This window comes from Paraburkholderia sp. USG1, assembly GCF_031570135.1.
GTDB classification, from domain to species: Bacteria; Pseudomonadota; Gammaproteobacteria; order Burkholderiales; family Burkholderiaceae; genus Paraburkholderia; species Paraburkholderia dioscoreae.
This window is the reverse complement of the sequence record NZ_JAMWXW010000035.1, coordinates 87,229-98,001: the sequence shown is the minus strand read 5'-3', so window position 1 is coordinate 98,001 and position 10,773 is coordinate 87,229. Positions and strand designations below refer to the sequence as shown.

At 57.8% G+C, this 10,773-nt stretch carries 9 protein-coding genes and 1 pseudogene; 5 read left to right on the top strand and 5 right to left on the bottom strand.

All coding sequences use genetic code 11. The annotated features are described in order from the left end of the window. Together NE850_RS33360 and NE850_RS33355 are read left to right on the top strand one after the other, a co-directional pair. Positions 1 to 164 (top strand): annotated as a pseudogene (locus NE850_RS33360) (electron transfer flavoprotein subunit alpha/FixB family protein); the annotation flags it as partial. A 543-nt stretch (positions 165 to 707) separates the two neighbouring features. Further along, positions 708 to 2,006, top strand: a complete 1,299-nt coding sequence (locus tag NE850_RS33355) for a sensor domain-containing diguanylate cyclase (protein ID WP_007178453.1) — start codon at positions 708 to 710, stop codon at positions 2,004 to 2,006. 369 nt (positions 2,007 to 2,375) lie between these two features. Here the strand turns inward: NE850_RS33355 and NE850_RS33350 are convergent, their stop codons facing one another. Together NE850_RS33350 and NE850_RS33345 are read right to left on the bottom strand one after the other, a co-directional pair. Further along, complete coding sequence (locus tag NE850_RS33350; protein WP_310699909.1) at positions 2,376 to 2,909, bottom strand: GNAT family N-acetyltransferase; 534 nt, start codon at positions 2,907 to 2,909, stop codon at positions 2,376 to 2,378. Between the two features lie 241 nt (positions 2,910 to 3,150). Further along, the gene (locus NE850_RS33345) at positions 3,151 to 3,660 is read right to left on the bottom strand and encodes a GNAT family N-acetyltransferase (RefSeq protein WP_007178451.1); all 510 of its coding nucleotides are present in this window, start codon (positions 3,658 to 3,660) and stop codon (positions 3,151 to 3,153) included. Between the two features lie 449 nt (positions 3,661 to 4,109). Between NE850_RS33345 and NE850_RS33340 the strand changes: the two genes are divergently transcribed. From NE850_RS33340 to NE850_RS33330, 3 genes are all read left to right on the top strand, one after another. Further along, on the top strand, positions 4,110 to 5,873 hold the full coding sequence (locus NE850_RS33340) for a serine hydrolase (protein WP_007178450.1): 1,764 nt from the start codon (positions 4,110 to 4,112) through the stop codon (positions 5,871 to 5,873). Positions 5,874 to 6,128: 255 nt separating this feature from the next. After that, positions 6,129 to 7,130 (top strand): hypothetical protein, encoded by a 1,002-nt coding sequence (locus NE850_RS33335; RefSeq protein WP_007178449.1) that lies wholly within the window; start codon positions 6,129 to 6,131, stop codon positions 7,128 to 7,130. A 401-nt stretch (positions 7,131 to 7,531) separates the two neighbouring features. Next, entirely contained in the window at positions 7,532 to 9,211 is a 1,680-nt protein-coding gene (locus NE850_RS33330; RefSeq protein WP_165189459.1) for an ABC-F family ATP-binding cassette domain-containing protein, read from the top strand. A gap of 82 nt (positions 9,212 to 9,293) precedes the next feature. Here the strand turns inward: NE850_RS33330 and NE850_RS33325 are convergent, their stop codons facing one another. The 3 genes from NE850_RS33325 to arsN2 all read right to left on the bottom strand — a co-directional run bounded on the left by NE850_RS33325 (position 9,294) and on the right by arsN2 (position 10,767). Continuing rightward, complete coding sequence (locus NE850_RS33325) at positions 9,294 to 9,575, bottom strand: hypothetical protein (protein ID WP_007178447.1); 282 nt, start codon at positions 9,573 to 9,575, stop codon at positions 9,294 to 9,296. A 96-nt stretch (positions 9,576 to 9,671) separates the two neighbouring features. Continuing rightward, positions 9,672 to 10,229, bottom strand: coding sequence for a GGDEF domain-containing protein (locus tag NE850_RS33320; RefSeq protein ID WP_007178446.1), 558 nt, complete (start codon positions 10,227 to 10,229; stop codon positions 9,672 to 9,674). A gap of 61 nt (positions 10,230 to 10,290) precedes the next feature. Continuing rightward, the gene (arsN2, locus tag NE850_RS33315; RefSeq protein ID WP_007178445.1) at positions 10,291 to 10,767 is read right to left on the bottom strand and encodes an arsenic resistance N-acetyltransferase ArsN2; all 477 of its coding nucleotides are present in this window, start codon (positions 10,765 to 10,767) and stop codon (positions 10,291 to 10,293) included. Positions 10,768 to 10,773: the final 6 nt, after the last annotated feature.

Sequence of the window (10,773 nt, the reverse complement as noted above, 5' to 3'; positions counted from 1 at the left end):
TCGGCATCTCGGGTGCGATCCAGCATCTGGCCGGCATGAAAGACAGCAAAGTGATCGTCGCAATCAACAAGGACGCGGAAGCGCCGATTTTCAGCGTCGCCGATTATGGTCTGGTGGGCGATCTGTTTGCGCAGGTTCCTGAACTGGTACGCGAGTTGAACTGAGACGGATGACAGCCGTGGCAGCGATGGTGGGAGTGGCCACAGGCGACCCGCACCTCGCCTGTGGCCTACGGGGCAGACGGCGGTCGAACCCGTCGTCGCAAACTGCATGCAAAAAGTCTGATTGCAAATGTCTTGTGCGAGCGGATGGTGATTGGCCGGACTGAGCCGCGCTTATGCAGATTGAACTAGGCTCTGTCTACCGCACAGAAGACATTTTCGAGCCACAGCAAATCCAATGCCGGCTTTCAAAAATAAAATACCCCCCCGGCACAGCCGGCGGCTTGAGCCGGTGAGCACCTCAAATGCGGCTATAAAATGACGAACCGCCGTTGGCCGCTGACTCAGTAAAGAGCCTTATCTGGGCCGTGCCGCGCGTCTTTATCCTCCTGATTCCGGACGTATAGGCCCGGACTATCCACCTATCCGACTCGACCATAGAGACAAAATAGCCTCGGGCCTCTAAATACAGTAAGACTGGTTATGCAACAATTGTGGCCAGGATACTCGAATAGATACGGTATAACGCTCTCGTAAGGTGAGACTATGTCCGATTGGCCCAGCAAAGCGCGCGAGTTCGTGGACGGCATTGCGATCAGCGTCGCCATCGTCGGGCGCGATGAGCGTGGCGAACTTGTCGTCACCGCTTGCAATAACCACTTCTTGCAAATGACGGGCGGAGAGCGTGCGGATAATCAGGCATTTCCCATCCCGTTCGATACGCTAATTCCGGACCACGTGCGGCTTGAGTTCCGCGAGAAACTCCAGCAGTGCTTTGCGTCCGAAGGAGCGCAGGAGTTGGAGCAGGCTTACGACTTCCGTAAAGACACTCAGTCGTGGCGCCTCTCGCTCAAACCGATCAGGCACGCGAACGGCGGCGCGAACGTGGTCGAAATTCTCGTGACGGGCTTCGACATTGCGCCGAAGATGCATCTGACGCACGAACGGGAAGTCAACGCGTCGCGTTATCGCGCGGTGGTCGACTCGGCTTACGACGCGATTGTCGCCATCGATCAGCAGCACAACATCACACTGTTCAATCGCGCGGCAGAGAATCTGTTCGGCTATACGTCGGCCGAAGTGCTGGGGCGGCCGATCGAAACCCTGTTGCCGGAAAAGTTTCGCGCACATCATTCTCGGCACGTGCGGCAGTTCGCGGACTCACCGCTGACGAGCCTGCGGCAGTCGACGGCGCCGCGCATGGACGAGAGCAACAGTGTGTATGGGCAGCATCGCGACGGTTCGATCATTCCGGTTGAAATCGCGATTTCTAAAATCGACGTAGACGGTGTGACCGAGTTCACGGCGGTTGTCCGCGACATTACCGATCGCGCCCGGCAGATGGCGTTGCTGAAGAAGCAGGCCGTGACCGACGCGCTGACAGGCCTGCCGAATCGCCGCGAGTTTCTGGAATTCGTCGATAAAGTACTCGGCACCGACGATGTTCTGTCCGTGTTCATTCTGGACATTGATTTCTTCAAGAAGATCAACGACAGCTATGGCCATGATATCGGCGACGAGGTTCTGCGTGTGCTCGCAAAGGTCGGTATGTCGATTACGCACGAATCCAATCTGTTCGCCCGCTGGGGAGGCGAGGAGTTTGTCGCGGCACTGCCCGGCGCAGATGCCGATCTTGTGCGTAGGTTCGCGGAGGAACTGCGCCAGCGTATTGAACAGCAGGATTTCGAGCATGCGTGGCATCTGAAGCCGATTCCGTTTACCGTTAGCATCGGCGTGGTCACGCGCGCGGAAGGCGAGCGCGACGTAGATGCGTTGATGAAACGCGCGGATAGGGCGCTCTACAGGGCGAAGAAGTTGGGCCGTAATCGTGTTGAGGTGGGATAGGAGGTGGGTGTGGGATGCGGTGTGGCTAGCCGAGGGCTTCTAATCGGGGTCTCATTCGCACATGGACGTTCGGGCGTTAGTTCCGCTCTGGCAGCTGACAGCCGTCTGCCCCGGTGACTGGGGCTTCGTCGGCCTGAGCCGACAATCGCATGTTGATGTCGGCGTACCCGCTCACTCCAGCACTGCGGTCTTCGAGAGCGGCAATCGTGAACGGCTGCTGTGATATCGGCGAATGCGTACTTTCGGCCCGGAAGGAACCGTCAACTCTATCGATAGCGAACGGTCGCCGCCCCGACAACGGCTCGGCTCGTTGATCCCGCGTACGGACCTACTATGTCGCATCGATGTCGCGTTCAACTCAAATAGTGCTCATGCACGGGATGCCTCATCCTGTCCATCGGCGGCCATATCCGCAGCAGCCTGAATTCGCTTTCCCATCTCGAATGCACGAATTTCGTAGCCAAGCTCCCGGTACAAATCGACCGCCTGTTCGTTAAAGGCCCAAACGGCCAGCCTGACGTCGGTGGCACCGCGTTTCCGCGCCCACTCTTCTGCGAGTTTCATTAGTGTGCTGCCGATTCCGCATCCCCGCAGTTGTTCGGAAACAGCGACCGAGCCGATGCGGCCAACGGCCATCGGCTGCAATAACGGGCTTATCGGCTGCACCACCTGAACGGTGATAAAGCCGATCGCCTTGCTACCAAGCTCGGCAAGAAACGTAGCTCGATCTTCTTCCTGAAGGCTGGAGAGCCAGTGCGGTTTGTCCCGAGCCATCACAGTTGTGGCATCGGCATAGATATCGGGGCGTGCCAAGTGGTGAATCGCGTTCAAGATTTGACCCAGCTCGCAAATTTTTAAAATGTCGTCGATAGTTGCGCGGCGATAGCTTATCGAGTCGGTCATCTTCAGCTCTTGATGGTGGAGCGATAAAAAAAGGCGCCTTAAGCGCCTTGGTCGTTTGCACATGGAATGGACCGTGAGGTCGAATTCCTTGCTATGGACGTAACGAACCACGGCGCAACGGACAGCGACCGTGATGATGGTGGTGAGCCTTGCTCGGGACGTTACGAAGTTCCATGCTGTCAATATTGACACAAAAACAATTTCTGCGTGAGCACATCATTTTTTTGAGTGGTGGCTGTGTTTAACCCGCCATATCGGCCAGCAACGCCCATCGCTCGTGGTCTCGCCATTTGCCATTTATGCGGAGATAGCTTGGCGAAAGGCCTTCCTGTCTAAAACCCAACCGACGCACAAGTGCAATCGATGCTGTATTTCCTGGTTGAATGTTTGCCTCCAGCCGATGCAATCCAAGTTCGCTGAAGGCATAGCCAACAGCCGCCCGCAGTGCCTCGGTCATCAACCCGGACCGGGCGAAGTTCACCATCCCGTAATACCCGAGATATGCACTCTGGAAAGCGCCTGCGACTATCTCGCTAATATTTACTACGCCGACGATTCTATTCGTTGCTACGTCACGCGCAACGAGACTGACGTTCGGTCCGGTGAGTCCACGCGCAAACCAGTTATCGAATCCCGTTTGATCGGTAAATGATGTGACCCAAGGCAAATGGTAGTCCTGACTTGCCAAGTTCGCGGCGATCAACTCGGCGGCGTCGACGCGGATCACGCGGCGTATCTGAATGACACTCATGAGGCTCCATCTGATAAACGGATGCGGGCCTGGATTGTCGCCGATTCGGCAGCGCCGGATCAAGGTCCGGTTGGCCGAGCTCTGCTTTATTCAAAAAGCATGAGTTTCCCGGATTTCGCGGGAATCGCAGTGGACTGGGCACGACCCGCAACGGTCGTTCAGCTTTCTCCATAACGGCCGCTCGTTCGGGAGTGGAGGTGTGTTGTAAGCCCTCACCAATCCGAATGCTCTTTTATTGTTCACTGTAGAATTTCTTGCAGGTTTTGACTTGCTCCAGTCTTCACGGCCTCACGTCAAAAGCCATACCCCTCAAGGCAGGATGAGTGCCTTCAAAAGGCTGCTTGAGTAGCGCAAGCTAGCGCGACGGATTTTGCTACTTACTCCGCGCTCGTAAAGGAACATGAGAGTAACCTCTCTCGACAATTGGCCTTCGAATCTAAGGACGGTAGATGCTAAGCGATCTGGGTGATTTCGACGATTACATAAATGCGCAGGTGCATGAATGGAATGCGCTCGGCATAGGTGTCAGTATTGTAAAAGACGAAGAAGTCATCTTCACGAGAGGCTATGGTTACCGTGACTATGCAAACAGACTGCCGTTTTTATCTTCGACTTTGTTTCCTATCGCGTCGAACACCAAATTATTTACAGCCATTGCGGCCGGCATTCTAGTCGAGAAGGGCGCGCTGACCTTCGACCAGCCGATTCGCGACGTTGTCCCGAGTTTGCGCTTTTACGACAAGTCGCTTGATGCCGCGGTGACACTACGCGATATGCTCGGCCATCGTACCGGCGTGCCCCGGTACGACATGATCCTGCATAGAGCCGAGTTCTCAAAAAAGGAACTATTCGACCGGATCCGATTCATGAAGCCTGTCGCTCCGTTCCGGTCGAAGCTTATCTACAACAACATGATGTACGAGGCTGTGGGCCACATTATCGAGTTGCTAAGCGGCAAGTCGTGGGATCAATTCATCCGCGACGAGGTTTTGACTCCTGTGGGTATGCCCCAGACTGCTTTCACCATTGCCGACATGTTGGCTCATCCGAATCACGCGGTACCGTTCACGGAGAGGCGCGATAGTGAGGCGCTCTGGCAGACACCATATCCAGAGCTGAACTGGTCGAGTCCAGCGGGGAGCATCGTCTCCAGCCTCGATGATATGAGTCGCTGGCTGGCCATGTTGATGCACAACGGGGTGATGGCTGGAAAGAGGGTGCTTCCGGAGCAGATACTTCGGGCTACTTTGGCGCCGGGGCTCGCATTTCCGGACCCGTTGGGCGACGTCCTTGGTTTTCAGCCGGAGATCAATTCAATCTATGGGATGGGCCGGCAAACTTCTTCGTATCGGGGACATCTGCTTGCGAGTCATGGCGGCGATCTCCGCGCCTTCCATTCGCAGGTCTCGTATTTGCCGCGCGAGAAATTGGGCGTAGTCGTGTTTGTGATCGGCGACCACTGCTCAATGCTGCGAAATGCCGTCGGCTATAACGTCTATGATCGCCTGCTTGGACTGGGCGAGTCGAGTTCGATGGACGCATTGCGCGAGTTCCATTCGAAAGCAAAGCAGAACATGCGTGAGTCGCGCGAACGGGTAAAGCCAAGCGCCATTCCAGACACACGACCCTCACACGACCTCGCAGGCTACGCCGGTCGCTACGAGCATCCTGCTTACGGGCAACTGTATATCTCGCTCAAGGATTCCGAGCTTCAGTTTCGCTTCCGTCAAACGAAGCTGCCATTGCATCATTACCACTATGACCGGTTCGATACCGACGATGACGAGGCAGAAGGCGCGTGGTCCATGTCGTTTCTGACCAGTCCACTCGGCGATATCGACCGCGTGAGTTTGTGGCTCGACGCGACGGATGCCGTGTTCGTCCGGATTCCGGACGCGCCTTCGCCGAGTGTGCTCAGGCAGCTTACTGGCACGTACCAGGCTGCTTTCGGCGCCAAGTGTTCGATCAAGCTGCGGCGCGACAACCAGCTCATGCTGCACTTTCCAGAGGCTCCCGCGGAAGTTTTAACTCCGTTCAAAGATCTTCAGTTTCGCAACCCGAAATGGCCCCAAAGGACATTCGAGTTCGTGATGGAAGACGGGCGAGTGACCGCATTGAGGCACTGGAACTCGGTCGCCGAGTTTGTTTTGACTCGGGTCGAGAATGCTGATTTCGCCGATACGATGGAGGACGAAGAGCCGATAGCCGATTAAACCAGGCGGCCCATCCTCATCGACAGGAGTTGTATCGAGGAATGCGCTGGCGGTTGAGATCGCGCGAGCTTGTTCGGGCTGACTTCTGCTTAAGGCATCCAGCTCATGTCGAACCACATGGGAAGGTCGCATTGGTTGGACCCAGACATCCACCCAAATGCATCACGCAGAACTCTGCCGCCTGTCAGGCGGTCATCGATGCCTGATGGTCAAGGAGTCGTAAAGCTTGTCGCCTGGATAGATGGAGCCAATACGATGACTATAGCTGCAAGTCCGATTGATCCGATCACCGGTATTCTCGAAGCTTTCAAATCCAACAATGTCGTCGCGATTTGCGACGGGGGCCACGGATGTGAACAGGCTTATGCCTTTCGGGTTTCACTGATCCGCGACCCTAGATTTGCCAACATCGTGAACGATATCGTAGTTGAAAGCGGCAATTCCCTTTATCAGGAAATGATGGACCGGTTCGTTGGGGGTGAAGACGTACCGGAAAATCAACTCCGCCAAGCTTGGCAAAACACTACGCAACCCCACGATGTGTGGGATCGTCCAGTCTTTGAGGGGCTTTTTCGTGAGGTGCGCGATGTGAATGCCTCGCTCCCTAAAGACCGTCAGATTCGTGTCTTGTTGGGCGATCCGCCGATAGATTGGTCGAGAATCAAAAACGCCGAGGAGTTCGATGAAGCTTCGAGAGCCGTTGGCGACCGCAACAGCTGTGCAGTGGAAATCATCCAACGTGAAGTGCTGGCCAAGCAGCGCCGCGCCTTGGTCGTCTACGGTGGCATGCATTTATTGCGTAAAGACCTGTACTGGCAAGCGACGAACCAAGAGAGAGCGGAACAACGATTCAATCCGCTGCCGAACAGCATCGTTTCGTTGCTGGAAAGGCAAGGCGTCGAAGTCTATTCTGTTTGGGTTCCAGTGTTTGTTGATCTGGCGACCTTGCAGCCCGACGTCAACTCCTGGCCGACTCCCAGCCTGGTGCACATTAGCCGCACCCCGCTCGGGGAGGCGAGCTTTCGCTCATATTACCCGCACGCCATGTTTATCAAACACGACGATGTCGTTGTGGAGATTTATGTCGATCCTATTCGCTCTCCCGCGATGCAGGAGCAGTTCAACGCGATCCTTTATCTTGGGCCGCCTTCGGGGCTAGCGTGGAGTCAACTCTCTCCCGCGTTGTCCTCAGATCCGGAATACATCAAAATGCGAGCAGACAGGTTAGCGTGGGCCAGCATGGGAGGCAGCCGCTAACTCACAGACGTCCGTCTAATTAGATTCCGGAAGAATTGCATCATGCTGCTCGCCAGTTGCCTGCGCGCGCGGGGGCGTTTTGTCGACGAGTTGGGTGGCAGTGTCGAATGTCTCAAACTGGCCGGGAGCACGCATTCCCCCCGCCAACCGCAAAACCGCCGCTGATCAGTCCAACGTCCGCTCCAGAAAGCGCTCGCTGAGCTGATGCTACCGGCCAGGAACCGTCACTCGCCGTCTGTTCGCCGACCCCGCACGGGAACGCCCGGTGCGCCAGTGCCCGCCTCGCTTCCTGGCCTGCGGCCCCGCAAAGCGAAAGCCATTCTTCACCCGCGCGGCCAGAAAAGAGGCAGCTCTGTACGTCCGGTCGGCTATCATGCCTATCTTCTCCGAAGTAGCCCCTTATGATTTCCATCCGTAATGTCACGCTGCGCCGTGGCGTCAATGTCGTACTCGACCGCGCCTCCGTCACCTTCACCCCCGGCGAAAAGATTGGCCTTGTCGGCCGCAATGGCGCCGGCAAATCGTCCTTCTTCGGCCTTCTCAACGGCACGCTGCACGAAGACGGCGGCGAGTTCTCGATTCCCGCTGCATGGAAGATGGGCCAGGTCGCGCAGGAGATGCCGGAGACCGAGCAGAGTGCGACCGACTTCGTCATCGAGGGTGACACCGTACTGCTGGCCGCGCAGGCGGAAGTAGCCGCCGCTGAGGCCAGCGACGACGGCATGCGCATGGCGCACGCCTACATGGCCCTGCATGACGCCGGTGCGCATGATGCCCCCGCGCGTGCCCAGGCGCTGATCCTGGGCCTTGGCTTCAGTGCAGCGCAGCTTAGCCAGCCGGTCAACAGTTTCTCCGGCGGCTGGCGCATGCGACTGCAGCTGGCGCGCGCGCTCATGTGCCCATCCGACTTGCTGTTGCTCGACGAGCCGACCAATCACCTCGACCTCGACGCGCTGGTCTGGCTGGAAGCGTGGCTTAAGCGCTATCAAGGAACCTTGGTAGTGATCAGCCACGACCGCGAATTTCTCGACGCGGTAACGCAGGTGACGGTACACGTCGACAACGCCAAACTCGTGCGTTACGGCGGCAACTACAGCAAGTTCGAAGAGATGCGCGCTGAGCAACTGGTGTTGCAACAAGCCGCGATGGCAAGGCAAGCGGACAAGATCGCCCACCTGCAGAAATTCATCGACCGTTTCAAGGCCAAGGCCTCGAAGGCGAAGCAGGCGCAGAGCCGGGTCAAGGCGCTCGAACGCATGGAGAAGATCGCACCAGTGCTTGCCGACGCGGAGTTCACCTTCGAGTTCAAGGAGCCGCTCAATGTCCCGAACCCGCTGTTGTCGATGCTGGACGCGAGCTTCGGCTACCCGGCGCCGACCGACGCGCCGCCGGGCACGCCGCCGACGGTCATCGTGCGGGGCATCAACCGGTCCGTGCTGGCCGGGCAGCGCATCGGCATTCTCGGTGCCAACGGCCAGGGCAAGTCCACTTTGGTGAAAACAGTGGCGCACGAGCTGGCGCCGATTACCGGCGAAATCAGCGAAGGCAAAGGCCTGAACATCGGCTACTTCGCGCAGCAGGAACTCGACGTGCTGCGTCCTCTCGACACGCCGCTGGAACACATGATCCGCCTTGCCAGGGACACGCCGGCGCACATGCGTGCGCCCGGCCAGAGTGGCACCGAACAATCGCTTCGCACCTTCCTCGGCACCTTCAGTTTCAGTGGCGACATGGTCCATCAGGCAGTCGGCACGATGAGCGGCGGCGAAAAGGCGCGGCTCGTGTTGTGCATGATCGTGTGGCAGCGCCCCAACCTCCTGCTGCTCGACGAGCCGACCAACCACCTCGACCTGGCCACTCGCGAAGCGCTAGGCATGGCACTCAATGAATTCGAGGGCACAGTGCTGCTGGTCAGTCACGACCGGTCCCTCCTGCGCGCGGTATGTGACGAGTTCTGGCTCGTCACCAAGGGTGGCGTCGAGCCCTTCGACGGCGATCTGGACGATTACCAGGAGTTCCTGCGCGACGAAGCCCGTCGCATGCGCGAGCAGGCTGCGGGGGAGCAGAAGGTCATCGCCTGAGCTAACTATTGCCCCTTCCAGTTTGGAAGCCACCAGGGCGCTTGCATCGAGTCGAAGGGGGACTTAGGCCGAACGCGAGCCCCTATCCGCCGATGCCTCCGAGATCCTCGCCAGTAAGCTCGACCCGCTCACCGGTGGACGGAACCGCCTTGCGCTCCGCCGCTGCCGAAAGTCTTGGTTTGCCAAGCTGGAAAGCGAGCAACAATTGCTTGGGGCTGTCGTTTGCGGCCCCGAGGTATTGGCAAACCACGTCAGATTTAAGCTCGTAGCCGCAGTATCCCCACCCGAAGCCGTACGCGGAGAACCACAGTGCTGACTCGTCGGCGAGGACCGGAGTCGTAAGCTGTACGTGTGCGTGTTCCATACCGTTCACCCTTTGGACTGGTGGCTAGCGAATCTGATTGTCGCATGGCAATCATGTCAGGCGTGTCAGGTGATCGATCCGGAATCCGCCGTGACACTAAGCACGGCTTGAATGGTCAATCGCCTGTCCATAGCGCGCCGACACGATGCGATATTGTTCTTTGCCGGTGTACATGCGTTCGTCCGCAACGGCATGTAACTGAATCTGGGTCAATCCGTCGTCGGGATAGACTGACGCACCGATGCTCGCGCTGGCATGGTACGGGCCGTCCGCGAGCATGATCGGAGCGTCGAGCGATTTGCGCAGCGCATCGCCCACGGCCTCGGCATCAGGCAGGTTACTGACACCGTCCAGGATCACGGTGAACTCGTCCCCACCGGTGCGCGCAAGCGTATCAATGCCGCGCAAGACGCTACGGAACCGTTCGCTGACCGCCTTCAACACGTTGTCCCCGGCCTGATGACCTAGCGTGTCGTTCACCAGCTTGAAGCGGTTCAGGTCAATCACCAGAAAGCCGAATCCAGAGCCGTCGCGGGAAGCTCGGGCGACGGCCTGGTCGAAGCGTTCCGCATAGAGGCGGCGGTTCGGCAGACCTGTGAGTTCGTCGTGAGCGGCGAGATGTGTAGCTTGCGTCACCCGCTCTTCCAGCAGCACGAGAACGACAAATGAAACGAGTTGTTGGAATTGTCCAACTATCGGATTCCGGCGGCGGAAATCAGGTTGATATTGGTCGGGCTGTGGATGGGGAACATGCCGGCAGGAGCCGCTTTCTCATGCAAGTGGCCGACGACGGACACAGAACCGCGAACTGCCTGCAAGACCGCATTTCGTCTGGCACCTCGTCGCGATGTACATGCTCATAGCCGGCTCGTTCAAACATATGTTCCGCAGTCGTTGTCAGCAACCAGACTTCGTGTTGGCGGAGTGAGCGCGCGCTAGCTTCGAGTCGCGCGACCAGTTCTCTCGCGATGCCTCTACCGCGCAGTTCCGACGTGACGGCGAGCGATCGCAAGAGCACGCTTGAACCGAGTTGCTCGAGTCCACCGCTACCGACAATCGTTCCGTTTGCATCTTCGGCAACCAGGAATCCTTCGATGAGTCCGCTCGAAACATCCTCTACCGGTAAACCATTCGCGTCCAGGAGCTTCCGGATCTCGCCCAGGTCGGCGGCTTCTGCTTTTCTTATTTGCATGGCTGC

Bases quoted from the DNA above. Each gene is read 5' to 3' on its own strand.
- NE850_RS33355 (WP_007178453.1), top strand. From the start codon at position 708: ATGTCCGATTGGCCCAGCAAAGCGCGCGAGTTCGTGGACGGCATTGCG.
- NE850_RS33350 (WP_310699909.1), bottom strand. From the start codon at position 2,909: ATGACCGACTCGATAAGCTATCGCCGCGCAACTATCGACGACATTTTA.
- NE850_RS33345 (WP_007178451.1), bottom strand. From the start codon at position 3,660: ATGAGTGTCATTCAGATACGCCGCGTGATCCGCGTCGACGCCGCCGAG.
- NE850_RS33340 (WP_007178450.1), top strand. From the start codon at position 4,110: ATGCTAAGCGATCTGGGTGATTTCGACGATTACATAAATGCGCAGGTG.
- NE850_RS33335 (WP_007178449.1), top strand. From the start codon at position 6,129: ATGACTATAGCTGCAAGTCCGATTGATCCGATCACCGGTATTCTCGAA.
- NE850_RS33330 (WP_165189459.1), top strand. From the start codon at position 7,532: ATGATTTCCATCCGTAATGTCACGCTGCGCCGTGGCGTCAATGTCGTA.
- NE850_RS33325 (WP_007178447.1), bottom strand. From the start codon at position 9,575: ATGGAACACGCACACGTACAGCTTACGACTCCGGTCCTCGCCGACGAG.
- arsN2 (WP_007178445.1), bottom strand. From the start codon at position 10,767: ATGCAAATAAGAAAAGCAGAAGCCGCCGACCTGGGCGAGATCCGGAAG.